Origin of the sequence: Saccharopolyspora pogona, assembly GCF_014697215.1 — a bacterium.
Lineage (GTDB): Bacteria > Actinomycetota > Actinomycetes > Mycobacteriales > Pseudonocardiaceae > Saccharopolyspora > Saccharopolyspora hattusasensis.
In genome coordinates this window covers 4,301,217-4,318,417 of sequence record NZ_CP031142.1, presented here as the reverse complement: position 1 = coordinate 4,318,417, position 17,201 = coordinate 4,301,217, and the positions used below count along the sequence as shown (strand labels likewise).

At 67.9% G+C, this 17,201-nt stretch carries 12 protein-coding genes and 1 pseudogene; 3 read left to right on the top strand and 10 right to left on the bottom strand.

The genetic code is table 11. The features are described 5' to 3' along the window. The first annotated feature begins 6 nt into the window (after nt 1-6). Together DL519_RS19655 and DL519_RS19650 are read left to right on the top strand one after the other, a co-directional pair. On the top strand, nt 7-1,401 hold the full coding sequence (locus DL519_RS19655; RefSeq protein WP_190814282.1) for an IS1380 family transposase: 1,395 nt from the start codon (nt 7-9) through the stop codon (nt 1,399-1,401). Between the two features lie 308 nt (nt 1,402-1,709). Continuing rightward, entirely contained in the window at nt 1,710-1,946 is a 237-nt protein-coding gene (locus DL519_RS19650) for a hypothetical protein (RefSeq protein WP_190816933.1), read from the top strand. Between the two features lie 34 nt (nt 1,947-1,980). Here the strand turns inward: DL519_RS19650 and DL519_RS19645 are convergent. The 4 genes and pseudogenes from DL519_RS19645 to DL519_RS19620 form a co-directional block, all read right to left on the bottom strand. Further along, a pseudogene (locus tag DL519_RS19645) lies at nt 1,981-2,410 on the bottom strand (MaoC family dehydratase). A 47-nt stretch (nt 2,411-2,457) separates the two neighbouring features. Further along, nucleotides 2,458-3,669 carry an acyl-CoA dehydrogenase family protein gene (locus tag DL519_RS19640; protein ID WP_190816931.1) on the bottom strand — a complete coding sequence of 404 codons (1,212 nt, stop codon included), beginning with the start codon at nt 3,667-3,669 and terminating at the stop codon, nt 2,458-2,460. Nucleotide 3,670: 1 nt separating this feature from the next. Continuing rightward, on the bottom strand, nt 3,671-4,711 hold the full coding sequence (locus DL519_RS19635; RefSeq protein WP_190816929.1) for a phosphotransferase family protein: 1,041 nt from the start codon (nt 4,709-4,711) through the stop codon (nt 3,671-3,673). 906 nt (nt 4,712-5,617) lie between these two features. Next, nucleotides 5,618-6,802, bottom strand: coding sequence for a benzoate/H(+) symporter BenE family transporter (locus DL519_RS19620; protein ID WP_190816927.1), 1,185 nt, complete (start codon nt 6,800-6,802; stop codon nt 5,618-5,620). A 48-nt stretch (nt 6,803-6,850) separates the two neighbouring features. Between DL519_RS19620 and DL519_RS19615 the strand changes: the two genes are divergently transcribed. Further along, the gene (locus DL519_RS19615; RefSeq protein ID WP_190816925.1) at nt 6,851-7,414 is read left to right on the top strand and encodes a helix-turn-helix domain-containing protein; all 564 of its coding nucleotides are present in this window, start codon (nt 6,851-6,853) and stop codon (nt 7,412-7,414) included. A 275-nt stretch (nt 7,415-7,689) separates the two neighbouring features. Here the strand turns inward: DL519_RS19615 and DL519_RS19610 are convergent, their stop codons facing one another. The 6 genes from DL519_RS19610 to DL519_RS19585 all read right to left on the bottom strand — a co-directional run bounded on the left by DL519_RS19610 (nt 7,690) and on the right by DL519_RS19585 (nt 16,968). Continuing rightward, nucleotides 7,690-9,924, bottom strand: coding sequence for a hypothetical protein (locus tag DL519_RS19610; protein WP_190816923.1), 2,235 nt, complete (start codon nt 9,922-9,924; stop codon nt 7,690-7,692). Nucleotides 9,925-9,935: 11 nt separating this feature from the next. After that, a complete protein-coding gene (locus tag DL519_RS19605; RefSeq protein WP_223839285.1) occupies nt 9,936-10,376 on the bottom strand; it encodes a GtrA family protein in 441 nt (146 codons plus the stop codon). Nucleotides 10,377-10,415: 39 nt separating this feature from the next. Beyond that, on the bottom strand, nt 10,416-11,459 hold the full coding sequence (locus tag DL519_RS19600; protein WP_190816920.1) for a glycosyltransferase family 2 protein: 1,044 nt from the start codon (nt 11,457-11,459) through the stop codon (nt 10,416-10,418). Between the two features lie 449 nt (nt 11,460-11,908). Continuing rightward, nucleotides 11,909-13,456 carry a GMC family oxidoreductase gene (locus DL519_RS19595; RefSeq protein WP_190816918.1) on the bottom strand — a complete coding sequence of 516 codons (1,548 nt, stop codon included), beginning with the start codon at nt 13,454-13,456 and terminating at the stop codon, nt 11,909-11,911. Between the two features lie 280 nt (nt 13,457-13,736). After that, nucleotides 13,737-15,287 carry an APC family permease gene (locus tag DL519_RS19590; RefSeq protein ID WP_190816916.1) on the bottom strand — a complete coding sequence of 517 codons (1,551 nt, stop codon included), beginning with the start codon at nt 15,285-15,287 and terminating at the stop codon, nt 13,737-13,739. 187 nt (nt 15,288-15,474) lie between these two features. After that, nucleotides 15,475-16,968, bottom strand: coding sequence for an aldehyde dehydrogenase family protein (locus DL519_RS19585; protein WP_190816914.1), 1,494 nt, complete (start codon nt 16,966-16,968; stop codon nt 15,475-15,477). Nucleotides 16,969-17,201: the final 233 nt, after the last annotated feature.

Genomic DNA, 17,201 nt, shown 5'->3' with positions numbered 1-17,201 from the left:
TGCTGGATGCAAGCATCGCATAGTGTCGGCGCGGTGTCGGTGAGGTTCGATGATCCGAATCTCGTGTCGTGTGCGGGATTGGTGCCGGTGTTGCGGCTGGCCGAGCAGGTCGGGGTGGCTGATCTGGCTGAGCAGACGGTGAAATTGTCGCCGGATGTGGGGTCGGCGGGGGCGAATCCGGGTGTGAAGGTGTCCTCGATCGTGGCGGGGATGGCCTGTGGTGCGGACTCGTTCGAGGATCTGGGTGTGATCCGCCACGGTGGCATGTCGCGGTTGTTCGACGGGATCCGGGCGCCGTCGACGCTGGGCACGTTTCTGCGTGGGTTCACCTATGGGCATGTGGCGCAGCTGGAGAAGCTGGGCCGGATCGTGCTGGAACGCCTGGCCGGGCGGTGCGGGTTGTTGCCGGGGGCCGATGAGCTGGTGTTCGTCGATATCGACTCGAAGATCAAAGAGGTCTACGGGGCGGGGAAGCAGGGCTCGGCGTATGGGTATACGAAGGTGCGGGGCCTGAACTATCTGATGGCCACGATCTCCACCCCCGGTACGGCGCCGGTGGTGGCGGCGACCCGGATGCGGGGTGGTAACGCCAATTCCGCCCGCGGCGCGGCGTCACTGATCACCTCGGCGATCAAGACGGCCCGGGCGTGTGGTGCGACGGGGACGATCGTGGTGCGGGGTGATTCGGCGTTTTTCACCGGCCCGGTCATCGCCGCGATCCGCAAAGCCGGGGCGTATTTCTCGGTCACCGCCAAACACACCGCGACTGTGAAGGCCGCGATCGCCGGGATCGACGAGAACACATGGCAGACCGTGCGTTTCAACCGGCCGGTCTTCGACGACCGCGCCAAGCAGTGGATCTATGAGGGCGAGATCGCCGAAACGACACTGGAGGCGTTCACCAACGTCACCCAGAATCCCGGCCGTGCGGTCACCGCCCGGCTGATCGTGCGCCGCACCCGGATCACCACCACCGATGCCACCGGCGAGTTGTTCCCGGTCTGGCTTTATCACGCGATCTTCACCGACTCCCCGCACGAGCTGCTCACCGCCGAGGCCGAGCACCGCGGCCGCGCCGGGACGATCGAGCAAGTCTTCGCCGACCTCAACGACTCCGCCGCGGCCCACCTGCCCTCCGGGCAGCTCGCCGCCAACGGCGCCTGGCTGTCCCTGGCCGCGCTGACCCACAACCTGATGCGTGCCGCAGGCAGTCTCGCGTCGCAGTTCCACGCCAAAGCCCGCACCACCACCCTGCGGCGGCACCTCATCACGATCCCGGCCCGTATCGCCCGCTCCGCCCGCCGCATCGTGCTGCACCTCCCGGCCGACTGGCACTGGAAACAGGCCTTCACCAGCCTGTTCACCGCAACCCACCCCCCGCCAGCCGGGGCCTGCCCCTGACCACACCCGCCTACGGGCGCCGACCGGAGACCACAGTGGATAAGCCGGACCACCAGGCCGGCGGACTCCGCACACCCACCACCAGCATTATCGATCAACACCCCCAAGACCTTGATCAACAACCCACGCCAAAACCAACTCGGTGGATCCGGGTATAGCAGCCCAAAAGACTCACGGCCCCTTGCAAACCGTCGTCAGGCGAGTACCTGTTTCACGAGCGCTTCGGCGGTGGCGCGGGCGATTTGAGTCGTGAGTGCGAAAACCGGCTCTTACCAGCTTTGGCACTCACGACCGTACGATGCCAGCCCGTGGAGATCGAAAAGACGGTTACGCTGCTCCAAACCGTGGCTGAGGCGGGTGATCCCGCAGCGGCGCGGGAACTGGCGCGGCTTCTGTGCCTCGCGCCGCCAACCGCGGACGGGGAGACGCTTGAGGACCTGTGGCCTGGCGAGCGTTGGTTGCGCATGGCGCTGGCAGCAGATCCCGACGACAGCACGTCAGCCAATCCCCTCGCCGCGAGCCTCACCCAACAGATCGACGCATAGCCGGTAAAAGGTGCCCCTCACTCGGGAAAAACTGTCAGAAGATCACTCGGGTGAGGCCTTCTGCGACGCAGCCCGGCTTGGTGCCGCCCTCGATTTCGATGGTGGACTTGACCGTCAGCTGGAGGCCACCGTCCACTTCGGTCACTTCCGCCAGCTCCGTGGTGGAGCGGACTCGGGAACCGACCAGGACCGGGCTGGGGAAGCGCACCTTGTTCAGGCCGTAGTTGATCCCCATCTTGGCACCCTCGAACTTGTAGGTCTGGGAGTTCAGCTTCGGCAGCAGGCTCAGGGTGAGGAACCCGTGCGCGATCGGGCCGCTGAACGGGCCCTGCTCGGCGCGCTCCACGTCGATGTGGATCCACTGGTGGTCCAGGGTGGCGTCGGCGAAATGGTTCACCTGCTCCTGGGCGATGGTCGATGGTCAGCCAGTCGCTGGTGCCGAGCTTCTCGCCCTTCGCCGTGATCGTGAGTGGTGATGCCGGTTCTTACCGGAATCACCACTCACGAGCGGTCAGCGGTATTTCTTCAGTTCGCGGCGGGCCAGGGAGCGCCGGTGCACCTCGTCCGGTCCGTCGACGATGTGCAGGGTGCGGGCGTGCGCGTAAAGGTTGGCCAGCGGGAACGCCTGGCTGACGCCACCGCCGCCGTGCGCCTGGATGGCCCGGTCGATGACCCAGGTGGCCATCTGCGGCACGCCGACCTTGATCGCCTGGATCTCGGTGTGCGCGCCCTGGTTGCCGGCGGTGTCCATCAGCCACGCGGTCTTGAGCACCAGCAGCCTGGCCTGCTCGATCTTCACCCGGGACTCGGCGATCCAGTGCTGGACCACGCCCTGGTCGGCCAGCGGCTTGCCGAAAGCGATCCGCTCGTTGGCGCGGCGGCACATCAGCTCCAGCGCGCGCTCGGCCATGCCGATGGCTCGCATGCAGTGGTGGATGCGGCCGGGGCCGAGCCGGGCCTGGGCGATCGCGAAGCCCTCGCCCTCGCCGGCGATGATGTTCTCCACCGGCACCTGGACGTTCTCGAACACGATCTCGGCGTGCCCGCCGTGGTCGGCGTCGGTGTAGCCGAAGACGTTCATGCTGCGCTTGATCTGCACGCCCGGCGTGTCCTTGGGCACCAGGATCTGGCTCTGCTGGCGGTGCCGCTCGGCGTTCGGGTCGGTCTTGCCCATCACGATCAGGATCGTGCAGCGCGGGCTCATCGCGCCGGAGGAGAACCACTTGCGACCGTTGATCACGTAGTGGTCGCCGTCGCGTTCGATGCGGGTGCCGATGTTGGTGGCGTCGGAGGAGGCGACGTCGGGCTCGGTCATGCAGAACGCGGAGCGGATCTCGCCGTCCAGCAGCGGCTGCAGCCACTGCTTCTTTTGCTGCTCGGTGCCGAACAGCGCCAGCACCTCCATGTTGCCGGTGTCCGGCGCGGCGCAGTTGGTGGCCTCCGGGGCCAGCCGGCCGACCCGGCCCATGATCTCGGCCAGCGGCGCGTACTGCAGGTTGGTCAGCCCGGCGCCCTGCTCGCCCGGCAGGAACAGGTTCCACAGGCCGCGCTTGCGGGCCTCGGCCTTGAGCTCCTCGATGACAGGCGGGTGCGCCGACCACGGGTCGTCGGCCTCGGCCAGCTGCTCCAGGAACACCGGTTCGGCGGGGTAGACGTGCGAGTCCATGAAGTCCAGCAGTTGCTTGTGCAGCTCCTCGGTGCGTTCGTCGTAGCCGAAATCCATCTCATACCTCCTTGCGGATGGCGAGACCCTGCTCGACCAGTGGTGCCACCAATGCGCCGACGTGTTGGAAGCCTTCGCCGACCGTCTGGTTGTGGATGAAGCGGTAGTGGATCCCTTCCAGGATCACGGAGATCTTGAAGTACCCGAACGCCACGTACCAGTCCATGTCGGACAGATCGGTGCCGCTGCGTTCGGCGTAGCGGTCCAGCAGTTGTCGTGCGGTGGGGAAGCCGTAGTCGGGGCCCACGCCCTTGGCGATGGGGTTGCGCTCCACGCCGTTGAAGCCTTCCCAGTACACGGCGAGCAGTCCGAGATCGGTGAGCGGATCGCCGATGGTGGCCATCTCCCAGTCCAGGACGGCCCGGATGCGCTGGTCGTCGCCGACGATCATGTTGTCCAGCCGGTAGTCGCCGTGCACGATCCCGGTGCGCGGCGTGCTGGGGATGGTTGTCGCCAGCCGGGCGGCGAGCTCTTCGATGCCGTCGATGTCGCGGCTGTGCGAGGCGGCCAGCTGCTTGCTCCAGCGGCGGACCTGACGTTCCAGGAAGCCTTCCGGGCGGCCGAATTCGCCCAGCCCGACGGCGTCCGGGGCGATCGAGTGCAGGTCGGCGAGCACGTCCATCAGCTGCCAGGCCAGGTCGACGCGCTGCTGCTGGGCGAGCCGTTCGGTCAGCTGCGGCGTGCGGTAGACGGTGCCCGGCACGTACTCCATGACGTAGAACGGGGCCCCGAGCACGCTTTCGTCCTGGCACAGCAGGTGGGTTTCCGGCACCGGCACCGGCGTTCCGGCCAGCGCGGACAACACCCGGAACTCGCGGCTCATGTCGTGCGCGGTGGTCAGCACGTGGCCCAGCGGCGGGCGGCGCACCACCCACTGGTGCGCGCCGTCCCCGACGACGTAGGTCAGGTTGGACCGTCCACCTTGGACGAGTTCGCCGGTGAGTGGTCCGCCGGCCAGGCCGGGCCGCTCCGCGTCGAGGTGCGCGCGCAGCCGGTTGAGGTCGAGGCCCGGCAGCTCGCCGGGCGGCGGTTGGGCGTTCAACAGCGCTCCTTGTCCTGCGGGAGGTCCTGGCGCAGGGCCGGGACGAGTTCGGCGAGCCGGGCGCGGGTCGCGGCGACGTCGGTGTGCAGCACCGCGTGCATCCGAGCCGCTGGGCGGCTTCGATGTTCGGGGCGCCGTCGTCGACGAACGCCGCTTCGTGCGGCGGGAGCCCGAGGCGGTCCAGGGCCAGTCGGTAGATCTGCGGGTCGGGCTTGCGGAGCCCGGCCTCGGCTGTTGGACAGCAGCACGGTCCGCACGTCGCGGGCCCGCAGCCGGCGCACCAGGTCGAGCATCGCCGGTTCGCTGCGCATCTGCGCGAACATCCGCCGCATCAGCCCGTCCGGCGCGACCGGGCCGTCGTCGACGGTGCGCAGCCGCGCCGCGAGGGTGCGGTCGAATTCGGCGTCGGTGATCTCGCCGGTCTCCAGCCGGTGGATCGGGTGCCCGCGGGGGCGCTGCGCGACGGCCAGTCCTTGAGCGCGGCGAGAACGTCTCCGGGCGGATCCGCACCTGCTCGGTCCACGCCCGGATGACGGCACGGCCGGGGGTGGCCACAACCCCTCCGTAGTCGAAGATCACCGCCCGGATCGCGTGGATCGTGGGGGCCGCGTCACTGGAACCCATGCCCAGGACCGTACCGACTAGACGGTATGTCTGCTAGGCCCCGACTGCTCGCCTCGGGTGGGTCACGCCGCAGGGGAGAGCCCGCCCAGGTAGATCGGCAGGTTCCGCTGCACGGGCTTGGGCTGGAAGTCGCCGGGGCTGATGGTCCAGAACTTGCCATGGTGCCGCGCGGGTCGGCCGCCCAGAGGCTTGCCAGGTCACCCCGTCCCCGAGCGCTCCGGTGTTGGAGCGAACGGCCCGTTCGCGTCGATGGAAGACGTGAACGGGCCGTTCGCTCCGCTCTCAGGCGCTGGCTGCGGGTTTCCTGGTGATCAGGTGGGCGGTGACCCCGGCCAGCAGGCCCCAGAAGACCGACGCGATGCCGAAGATCGTCAGGCCCGAGGCCGTGATCAGGAACGCGATCAGCGCGGCGGTGCGACTGCCCGGGTCTTCGGTGGCCTTGGCCAGCGAGCCACCGATGGTGTCCAGCAGGCCGATCCCGGCGAGCGCGGTGATCAGCGCGAGCGGGAACGCGGCGATGAGGCCGCCGAGCATCGCCCCGAAGATCCCCAGCAGCAGGTAGCAGGCGCCGGAGGCGATGCTGGCCTTGTAGCGCTGCCCCGGATCCTCGTGCGCGTCCCGGCCCATGCACAGCGCCGCGGTGATCGCCGCGAGGTTGATGCCGAAGCAGCCCAGCGGCGCCAGCACCACGTTCACCACGCCGGTCCAGGCCAGGATCGGCGACACCGGCGTCGTGTAGCCGTGGGCGCGCAGCGTCACCATGCCGGGCAGGTTCTGCGAGGTCATCGTGATGACGAACAGCGGAAAGGCCAGGCTGATCATGGAGTGCAGCGACCAGCTCGGCCAGGTCCACACCGGCGCGGCCAGGGCGAAGCCGACGCCGTCGAAGCGCAACGAGCCCTGGACGGCGGCCAGCACCACGCCGATCACGAGCGCGATGAGCACCGCGTACCTGGGCAGCAGGCGCTTGCCGAGCAGATAGCCCACCAGCATCGCCAGCACCAGCCAGAACTGGGTCTGCATGGCGGTGAACATGCCCAGGCCGAACTGCAGCAGTACGCCGCCGAGCAGCGCGGACGCGATCGAAGACGGGATCAGGTTGACCGCCCGCTCGAACCAGCCGGTGAGCCCCACCAGCACCGTCAGCGCCGCGGCGAGCAGGAACGCGCCTACCGCTTCGGCCATCGAGGTACCTTGACCACTCGTGGCCAGCAGCGCGGCACCGGGCGTGGACCAGGCCAGCACGACCGGCGCCCGGTAGCGGAGGGACAGAGCGATCGAGGTGACGCCGATGCCCGCGCCGAGCGCGAGGATCCACGAGCCGATTTCCGCGGGGCCCGCGCCGAGGGTTCGCGCGGCTTGGAAGACGATGGCTGCGGAGCTCACCACGCCGACCAACGTGGTGATGGCGCCGGAGACCAATGTGGACATCGGCAGGGCGGTGGGGAGCTGTTGCCGTAACTGCACCGGAGCTTCCGTTCTGTTTATGGAACGAGGCGATGCTAGGAGGTAGCGGTGGAGCTGGTCAAGGTCGTGGGCGCGAACCTGCGCGCCGCCCGAGCGCTGCGCGGACTGTCGCTGTCCGAGACCGCCCGCCGGGCCGGCATCGGCAAGGGCACGCTGTCGGAGCTGGAGGCCGGTCGGCGCAATCCGACGCTGGAGACGCTCTACGCGCTCGCGACGGTGCTCGATGTGCCGCTGGGGTGGCTGCTGGTCGCGGAGTCCGAGGGGAGCGCGGAGGAGGCGGTGGTGGTCAACCGGGCCAGCGGCTCGGACCTCTCCGGGCAGACGGTGGACGTGCAGCTGATGGACCGGGTGTTCAGCGGCGGCCAGCAGCTGGAGGTGTACCGGCTGCACGTGCGAGCCGGGGCCCGGTACGTGTCCAGCGCGCACCGGCCGCGGGTGATCGAGCAGCTGTTGGTGCACTCCGGAACCCTCGTCGTCGGGCCGGAGTCCGCGCCGGAAACGCTCGGCCCGGGTGACTACATCCGCTTCGACGGCGGTGTGGACCACGTCTACCAAGCGCTCGAAGACGACGCCTGCGCGACGCTCGTGATGCGCTACGTCGACCCGGCCTGAAACGCCTGGAAACGGGCCGTGAGTCTTTTGGGTTGCCATAGCAGGAGTCCGGAATGCTCCCCAGACAGCACCCACGCCCGGGCGACCTCTTGCCCAATGGTGACCAACTCGCGTCGAGTGAACGTCTGCAGGAATTTGCAACGCCGAGCCATCGCGCGCGGCACGGCCTGGATCTCCGATCTCAAGCGATACCGCAAAATCATGGATTTAAACGTTACCAGCGCCGAAATAATGGCGCTGCATTTCGCCGACACGGCCACGTGGTGGATCGTCTGCTACCCGCTCGCTCTCCGCAGCGCCTCGTGGCGGTGCTGGTGGGCTTGCGCCGCCGCCAGTGCGGTGGTGGTCAGTGCGCCTAGCGCCGCGCATATGAGAGCTATGCGGAGACCGGGTGGCGACCAGGAAATGCTGATGTCGGAGGAATTCGGCGCGTCGGCCGGGATGTCGACCTGGAGCAGCCCGGCAGGGCCGGCGTGGGTGGGAAGCTGTCTGTCGCCCATCTTCGCGGTGTAGCCCGGCCATGCGAGTCGAGCAAAGAGGAGTTGTCCGCCTCTGCTGTCCGACCGGCTGAACGTTGCTGTTTCGTGGCGGTTGTCCAGTGCCGTGTTCGCCGTGACGCGCACGTTCGGTGATGCCCAGCTGAGCCGTCCGCTCGTGCGCGGTGCAGAGACAGTGCGTTCGAGCACGGTGATGCGGTCTGTTCGCTGCACCACGTGCCAACCTGCTGGCACGACCGGCTCGGGAATCAGCCGCCGTTGAACGACGACGGTGTCCACACGCAACAGGTTCGCGAGCGGCGCTTCCGTGCCGGGGACGCGCTGCCACAGAGCGGAGTAGGCATCGACACAAGCGGAACCGTTGTAGGACAGGCACACCGCGTTCGATAGCGCGGAGAAACCCATGCCGGTGTAGGCGTTGATGCTCTCGATCCCGGTTGCTTGGTAGAAGTTGCCGGGCATGAGATCGTGCCACGCCTCGGGGCCCGGCCGTGGTGGGCCGATCCCACCGAGGTCGGATATCTGGAACACCGCGCCCTGATAGCGGTGCGCGAAGTGAGCGCGCGCCTCGGCGATGTTGGTGGGGTAGTAGTAGGGCGGCGGCGTGTGCCCGTCGACGAACCAGTGCACTTGCAACGCGAAAGTCCCCACCGTGCCGGCATGCACGACCGCGGCCAGTCCTCGTGTGCCCATCCGCCGGAATGCCCACACTGCCGTGCCGCTCAGCACGGCCAGGCCGAGCACGGTGAGGACTTGGCGCCGGAGCATCGAGGGGGCCGGGTTGGCGGCCCATCCGAGGTAGGAGCAGAACAGCAGCAGCGCGGTTGCGACGATCGTTCGTCGGCGCAGGTGGTCGGTGCGCAGCCCGGCGGACAGCAGGACGGCCAGCAGGACCCCGAGACCGAGGTAGCCGTAGTGCAAAAGCCGCAGCGGCCAACGGAACAGCCACAAATCAGACGGGCCGATCGCCATCAGTAGAAAGATCCCGGTAAACACCAGGCAGCCGGTTAGTTCCCGACGTCGCCGGCGCACCACCGACCAGTCGAACCAGGCCGCCAGCGGGACGGCGAACCAACAGAAGAAGACTGCCGAGTCCCCGACGTTGGGGATTTCCGGGACGTAGCCGGGAAGGCTTGCATTCAGGAGGTCGCTCAGGTTGGGGGTGAGTTCGCCGGTGTTGCGCGGGGCACCCCCGGTGCTGCGCCATGTCACGTGGGAGCTGAGCAGAAGCGGAAGGTATACCAGCGGTGCCACCGCGACGATTGCGGCCGATGCGAGGAACACCTCACCGGTCACCCGCCAGCGCCGGTTGACGGCGGTTTCGATGAGCACGGCGAACAGTACGCCGCACACCCCGAGCATCCCGTATGGGTTGCCGGCGGTCACAGCGAGGACCCCAAGGACGAAGACCCAGACGGCGTTGCCCTTCCCCTTGGCCATTCGGCGCGTAGCCCACCACAGGTACGGGATCCACACGAACGCCAGCAGCGCGGCTGGCCACTTGACCGCGTCGAAGAAGAACAGCGATCCGCAGAACGGTAGGGCAGCGGCGGTCACACTCGCGGCCCATGGGCGCGCCCCGTACTCCCGGAACAGCAGATATGAGCCGAGAGCGATCGCCGAGAATGCCGCCGAGCGGACGACGTCTCCGGCGAGCGCCAGGTCCGGCATGACGGACACGAACACCCACACGAGCGCGTTGACCGGGTTCCACACGCCGAACAACGCCTCGAGGACGAGGTTGCCGCCCATCCACGAGCCAACGTCGAGCGTGACCGGCCAGGACCCGCCGCGGACCTGTTCGCCGAGGCGGAACCACATGGGCAGGATCTGGATTGCGGCATCGTCTGTGTAGTAGGCCAGCGAGTTTCTCAGGAGTGGAAACTGCGCCAGCAAGCCCGCCAAGGCACAGGTCAGCGCGGCGAACCCGAACCGAGCGCCGTTCGGCCCGACACGCGGCGTCTTTTGTTCCGCCGGAATGTCCGTCTCGTCCGGAGAAATCGTGTTCGCCACCCGCACTCCTCTCAGCAGCTGTTCCCCGAAGATCGGCTCCTCCGTGCCGCACTGCTCGGTTCCTCGCTGGCCTGTCCACCGCCGTCCGCCCTGCCCACCACGAGCGACGTCCGGGTAAGGACGAACCTGGAGACGAGGAAGGTCGCCGGCACAGCGACAACCCCGCCCGCGAATGTCGCGATCCGGGAGTCGACCCCTGCGTACTCGACAAGCGTGTAGACCGCGGCCGCGCTCAACGCGAGATTTGTCAGGTTCGACAGCGGGTACAGCAGGAACTTCAGCAGCGTGGGCGCAACGCGGAAGGTGTAGTAACAGTTCAGCAGGTACGACACCGCCATCGCGACCGAAGCCGCGACGAGGTGCGCGACCAGATACGGCACCACGAACCACAGTGCGATGTAGATGGCGTAGTGCACCGCAGTGTTCGCCACGCCAACCAAACAGAAACGCACCAACCGCGACCCGCTCCGCCCGCCCGGCACCGTTGCCCCTCAACGACCTCTGGACGCCCACTTGGCCGGGTCGTGGCCGTTGACGTTGACCGCCGTCTGTCGTCCGTCACGCTGTTGCGGTGCGTCTCGGTCGCTGATCCAGGGTGCCGACGCTGCCGCCTTGTCTACCGGCCCGGTTTCCTTGACCAAGAACGGCGGCCGTCGTTTCGTCTCGACATAGATCCGTCCCAGGTACTCGCCGATGACCCCGAGGACGAGGAGATTGATGCCGCCGAGGCAAGCGACAGCGACCACCAGCGTTGCGTAGCCGGGAACGCGCACCCCGTACACGAGCGTGTTGACGACAACGAACGTGGCGTAGCAGAACGCAAGAACCGTGATCAGTGCGCCCAGGTGGATGGCCGCCCGCAGCGGTTTGTTGTTGAACGAGAGAATCCCGTCGATGCCGTAGTTCAACAGTTTTCCGGCCGACCACTTCGACTTGCCGCCGCCGCGAACGACGTTGCGGTAGCTGACCGTGGCAGTGTCGAAGCCGATCCAGGAACACAGCCCCTTCGAAAACCGGTTGTGCTCAGGCAGTGACAGCAACGCGTCGACGGCACGCCGTGACAACAGGCGGAAGTCGCCAACGCCGTCCTGAAGGGAGACGTCGACGAGCTTGTTCACGGCCCAGTAGTACAGGCGAGACAGAGCCGTCCGCGCGAACGACTCCCCGTGGCGGGTCCGCCGTGCCACCACCTGGTCGTAGCCCGAGTCCAGCAACTTCACCATGTCGGGCAGCATTTCCGGTGGGTGCTGCAGGTCCGCATCCAGAACCGCGATACGACTGGCTGTGGCATGGCTCAACCCTGCTACTAGTGCCGCTTCCTTGCCGAAGTTCCGGCTCAGCGAGACGAACCGGAAGCCAGGATGCTCGACGCTGGCCCGGCGGGCCTTGGCGAGGGTCTCGTCGGAGCTGCCGTCGTCGACGAGGATGACCTCGTAATCGTGGCTGATCTTGGGAAGAACGGTCGACAGCCGATCTGTTAAGTCGTCGAGTACGTCCCCTTCGTTGCAGCAGGGAACCACGATGGACAGATCCATAAAGCCCCCCCCAGCAGCTGTAGGCTTAAGCCCATCCCATCCCGTAGGACACCCCAGACCGTCACGGTAGGACTGCTCTAGCAATGCCGCAGAACTACGGGGGGTCGTCCTATTGGGCGAGTGGCGCCTCGGACACTGGCCGTCGCTGGCAGATCTCTGCGAACGACGCCAGACATCCACGCACGACGGGGTGTCGGTAAGGACGGGCCCACCGGCCGCAAACGGCGACCGTCACCGCTGGTCAGCAGTCGTTTAGTTGATCACTGAGAACTTCGGTGCGGTGATCGATGAGCAAACCACCGCAACATCCGAAAACGCCGGAGGTCCCTCCGGGAAGGGGGACCGGAGGGACCTCCGCAGCGTTCGGACACCGACCCGCGATCGGGGGATGACGCCGGGATCCGTGTCACGGGGGGTGAGCGGCACGGCTGCCCCCCACCTGCACCGGATCAGCGGTTGTCCTCCTTGAGCATGTCGGAGCACTTCTCGCCGATGGCCATCGTGGTGATGTTGGGGTTTACCGCGACCAGGAACGGCATCGCCGAGGCGTCCGCCACCCGCAGGCCCTGCACGCCCTTGACCCGCAGGCGTGCGTCCAGCGGCTTCGTCGGGTCGTCGTCCGCGCCCATCGGCACCGAGGCCGCCGGGTGGTAGACGGTGTTGTGGGTGCGCTTGATGTAGTCCGCGATCTCGTCGTCGGTGCGCACGTCCGGGCCCGGGAACAGCTCGGCACCGGCCCAGCCCTGCATCGCCGGCTGCGCCACGATCTTGCGGGCCAGCTTGATGCCCTCGGTCATCACCCGCATGTCGTGCGGGTCGGTGAAGTACCGCGGGTCGACCTTCGGCTTGTCCCGGAAGTCCTGGCTGCGCAGCCGGACCGTGCCGGTGGAGCGGGCGCGGGTGACGTTCGGGGTGAGGCAGAAGCTGTTCTCCGAGGTCGGGTAGCCCTGCCGCACGGTGTGCATGTCGAAGGGCACCGAACCGTAGTGGAACATCAGGTCCGGCCGGTCCAGGCCCGGCTCGGTGGTGGTGAAGATGCCGATCTCCCACCACTGCGTGGAGTCGGTGACCATCGGCTGCTTGGCGTCCCAGCTGATCACGCCCTCCGGGTGGTCCTGCAGGTAGGAGCCGACGCCGGGGGAGTCGACCAGCACGTTGATGCCGAACTCGCGCAGGTGCTCGGCCGGCCCGATGCCGGAGAGCATCAGCAGCTTCGGGGTGTCGATGGCGCCGGTGGACAGCACCACCTCGCGGCGTGCGGTCACCGTGCGGGTGTGGATCAGGTCCGCGTCCAGGTACTGCACGCCGGTGGCCCGGATGCCGTCGAAGGTGACCTTCTTGGCCCAGGCCTGGGTGCGGATCTCCAGGTTCGGCCGGTCCAGGTTCGGGTGCAGGTAGGACACCGACGACGAGGACCGGGTGCCGTCCTCCCGCGCGTTGATCTGGAACCAGTTCGCGCCGTGCACCACGGTCTTGCCGGAGTTGAATTCCGTGGTCGGGAGGCTTTCCTGGGCGCAGGCCTGCAGCAGCGCGACGCCGCACGGGTCCTCCGGCGGGACGCTGCGGATGGTCACCGGGCCGCTGCGGCCGTGGTGCTCGCCCGGCCCGTCGTTGGTCTCCAACCGCTTGTACAGCGGGAAGATGTCCTTGGCGCCCCAACCGGTGGCGCCCATCGACTCCCACTCGTCGAGGTCCTCGGCCGGGGCCCAGAACGCGATGCAGGAGTTGTGCGAGGAGCAGCCGCCGAGGACCCGGGCCCGCGCGTGCCGCATGAACGAGTTGCCGTTGTCCTGCGGCTCGATCAGGTAGTCCCAGTCGTAGCCGGACTCCAGCAGCGCCATCCAGCGCTTGAGCTCCAGGATTGCCTTGTCGTCGACGTCGGACGGGCCGGCCTCTAGCAGGCACACGGTGACGTCCGGGTCCTCCGACAGCCGCGCCGCGACGGCCGCGCCGGCGCTGCCGCCACCCACCACGACGTAGTCGAACTGGTCTGCCATTGGGAATCTCCGTTTCTGGAATGAACGTTCTGGTCACCTTGCTCGGCGGTGCGGTAGCGGAACCTCAGAAGCCCCCTCGTCTGCGGGATCCCCGATTCGCGTATGTCAATACGCCACATCGGGGCTTGCCTCGCGAGCCGCCCGGGGTGCGGGGTGTCCCCGCAGGACACCGTTGAGAACCCGCGGCGGTGCCGGTCGCGTGCGTGGCGGGAAGCGGCTCCGCCACTTGCCTGATGCCGGGTGCGGTCGAGTCCGCTGGGCACGTCATCAGCGCGGGCGCTCAGGCGACCGGGCTCGTGGCACCGCTGTCCGAAGTGGACTCTGCGGCGTGGTCGGCGAGCACGCCGACCTTGTGGCGCTGGACGAACCAGTAGTACGAGAACCCGCCTACGGCCGCGACTCCGACGAACAGCACCGAGCTGTACTGCAGGTACCAGTGGTACGGCGGCTCCGCGTTGTAGACTTCGCGGCGCGGCCACGCCAGGTTGATCGTCATGCCCAATCCCCAGAGCACGGCCAGGACGTTGATCGGCAACCCGAGCTTGCCCAGGCCGAACCGGCCCGGCTGCTTCGCCTCGCTTTTTGGCACAGACCACTTGCCGCGCAGCCGCGCGACCAGCATCGGCACGGTGACCAGCAGGTACGAGATGTAGATCAGGATGATCGCCAGGCTGGTGACCGCGGTGAAGATCTGCGGCTGCCCGATGTTGACCACCAGCAGGGCCACCGCGAGTACGCCGATGACCACGGCCGGCACGATCGGCGTCTGGAAGCGCGGGCTGACCCGCGCCAGCAGCGAACCGGCGGGTAGCGCGTTGTCCCGGGCCATCGCGAAGGCGATCCGGATCGCCGCGGCGTGCACCGCCAGCACGCAGACCGTGATCGCCACGAAGATCGACAGGAGGAACAGCCGACCCACGAGCGGGCCCAGCGCGTCGTTGAGCACGAACTGCAGGCCGCTCTCGGCAAGCTGCGGCGCGGAGAAGTCCCGGGTCGCCATCAGACCGAGCAGGATGATCAGGCCGCCGAGGACGAACGAGGCGATCAGCGCCCGCAGGATCGCCTTGGGGGCGTTGCGCTGCGGGTCGATGGATTCCTCGCCGAGCGAGGCGGCGGTGTCGAAGCCGTACATCACGTACGACGAGGCAATCCCGGCGACCAGGAATGCGCCCAGGTAGTTGCCGCCGAAGGCGGACTCGGTGCCGTTGGTGTCGAACACGACCGTCGGCGGGTTCACCACGACCAGCGCCAGCGCGATGATCAGCAGTACCGCCGCGGCCAGTTCGATGAACACGCCGGCGCTGTTGATCCGGGCCATCAGCTTCACCCCGAAGGCGTTGACCAGCGTGGTGAACAGGACCAGCACCAGGGCCAGCAGGATGCCGTTGACGGCCTGCTCGGTGCTGGTGCTGCCGTCGCCGATGAGCTGGAAGCCGGACCAGATCTGCGGCAGCGTGTTCTGGTAGGCCAGCGCGGTGGCCGAGATTGACACGATCGAGGCCAGCAGCATCATCCAGCCCGCGAGCCAGCCGATGTGCTGACCGCCCAGCTTCTTGGCCCAGTTGTAGATGGAGCCGGCGATGGGGTAACGGGACGCCAGCTCGGCGAAACTCAACGCCACGAGCAACTGCCCGACGAACACGATCGGCCAGGACCACCAGTAGGCGGGGCCCCCGAAGGACAGGCCGAAGTAGGACAGTTGGAAGGTGCCGGTGAGCACCGAGATGTAGCTGATCCCGGCGGCGAAGGTCGCGAATCCGCCGAGGCTTCTCTTCAGTTTGTTGGTGTAGCCGAACTCGTTGAGCTCGGCGTCGTAATTGGGCGCGCTCATGCCCCGAACTCCTTTCCCGACCATGCCCGCCCGCCGGATGCGGGGAGGGGAACGAATCGGGTGGTTGCTTTGCGTCGCGCGAAGATCACCGCTTACATCGGCGGTTTCGGGCAAAGCGCGGCCCGGACGGGCCGCGCAGTTCCCGCGGCGGTGGTTCGGTCACGCCGCGGGTGAAGCGAATTCCTCCCTATTTTCCGGAGAACCAGTTCTGCGGTGCTGGCCGCAGATTCTGGTAGACGTGCTTTGCCTCCTGGTACTCGCCGAGTCCGGCCCGGCCCAGTTCGCGTCCGATGCCGGACTGCTTGAAGCCGCCCCATTCCGCCTGCGGCAGGTAGGGGTGGAAGTCGTTGATCCAGATGGTGCCGTGCCGCAGCCGGTTGGCAACCCGCTGAGCCTTGCCCGGGTCGCCGGTGAACACCGCGCCCGCCAGGCCGTAGTGGGTGTCGTTGGCGATGCGCACCGCCTCGTCCTCGTCGGTGAAGCGCTCGACGGTCAGCACCGGGCCGAAAGACTCCTCGGTGACGGCGTAGCTGCCCGGTTTGACGTCGGCGAGGACGGTGGGCAGGTAGTAGTGGCCGTTGGCGTAGCGTTCGCCCTCGGGGCGGCGTCCGCCGGTGCGCAGCACGGCGCCTTCGGCGACGGCCTTGGCGACGTAGTCGTCCACCTTCTTCAGGTGCGTGGCGGAGATCAGCGCCCCCGTCTCAGCGTCGGAGTCGAACGGGCCGCCGATGCGGATCAGCTCGGCGCGGCGGACGATCTCGTCCACCAGCGCGGCGTGCAGCTCGTCCTGCACGATCAGCCGCGCCCCGGCCGAGCAGACCTGCCCGGAGTGCAGGAACACCGCGGTCAGCGCGTAGTCCACCGCGGCCTCGAAGTCGGCGTCGGCGAACACGATGTTCGGGTTCTTGCCGCCGAGCTCCAGGGCCACCTTCTTCACCGTCGGCGCCGCGGCGGCCGAGATCTTGCGCCCGGTGTGCAGGCCCCCGGTGAACGAGATCAGGTCGACGTCCGGGTGCTCGGCCAGCACCGAGCCGACCTCGGCGCCGGTGCCCAGCACCAGGTTGCCGGCCCCGGCGGGCAGTCCGGCCTCGGCCAGCGCGCGCATCAGCAGGATCGCGGTGCTGGGGGTGAGCTCGCTGGGCTTGAGGACGAAGGTGTTGCCCGCCGCGATCGCCGGGGCGACCTTCCAGGCCACCTGCAGCAACGGGTAGTTCCAGGGCGTGATCATGCCGCACACGCCGACCGGCTCGTACTGCACGCGGCTGATCGCGTCCGGGGAGCCGGTGTCGATGATGCGGCCCGCGTCGGTGCCGGCGATCTTGCCGAAGTAGCGGAAGCACGCGGCGATGTCGTCCATGTCGTACTCGCTCTCGACCAGCCGCTTGCCAGTGTCCAGCGATTCGGCGCGGGCGAACTCCGCCTTGTCGCGCACCAGGATGTCGCTCACCCGAAGCAGCAGGTCGCCGCGCTCCCAGGCCGAAGTGGCGGTCCAGGCGCCGTCGTCGAAGGCGCGGCGCGCGGCGGCGATGGCCCGCTCGGCATCGGCAGTCCCGGCTTCGTCGACCGTGGCCACCAGCGTGCCATCGGCTGGGCAGCGGATCTCGCGGGTGCGACCGTCAGCGGCCGACGCCCACTCGCCATCAATGAACAGCGAGGGCGTCGAATTCTCAGCTTGCGACATGGCTCGTTTCCCCGTGATGTCGATTGTGCTTTTTGCGCCGGAACCGCACCAATGCGCACTTCTGGTACAGGTGCGCGCATTGCCGCGATCCGATTCGCTCCGCCACATTAAGGCGCGCCCGCCCGTTGCGCCGCCGGTGACCACGGGCGGCGCGCAATTATCCGAATGGGACCGGCGACCCGCGATTTGCGGAATTCACCTCCTGGTGGTCCATTCGGTGGCGGGTTAGCGCT

What these genes read in the sequence shown, in the direction of transcription:
- DL519_RS19655 (WP_190814282.1), top strand. Translation starts at nt 7, where the DNA reads ATGCAAGCATCGCATAGTGTCGGCGCGGTGTCGGTGAGGTTCGATGAT.
- DL519_RS19640 (WP_190816931.1), bottom strand. Translation starts at nt 3,669, where the DNA reads ATGGATTTCGGCTACGACGAACGCACCGAGGAGCTGCACAAGCAACTG.
- DL519_RS19600 (WP_190816920.1), bottom strand. Translation starts at nt 11,459, where the DNA reads ATGGATCTGTCCATCGTGGTTCCCTGCTGCAACGAAGGGGACGTACTC.
- DL519_RS19595 (WP_190816918.1), bottom strand. Translation starts at nt 13,456, where the DNA reads ATGGCAGACCAGTTCGACTACGTCGTGGTGGGTGGCGGCAGCGCCGGC.
- DL519_RS19590 (WP_190816916.1), bottom strand. Translation starts at nt 15,287, where the DNA reads ATGAGCGCGCCCAATTACGACGCCGAGCTCAACGAGTTCGGCTACACC.
- DL519_RS19585 (WP_190816914.1), bottom strand. Translation starts at nt 16,968, where the DNA reads ATGTCGCAAGCTGAGAATTCGACGCCCTCGCTGTTCATTGATGGCGAG.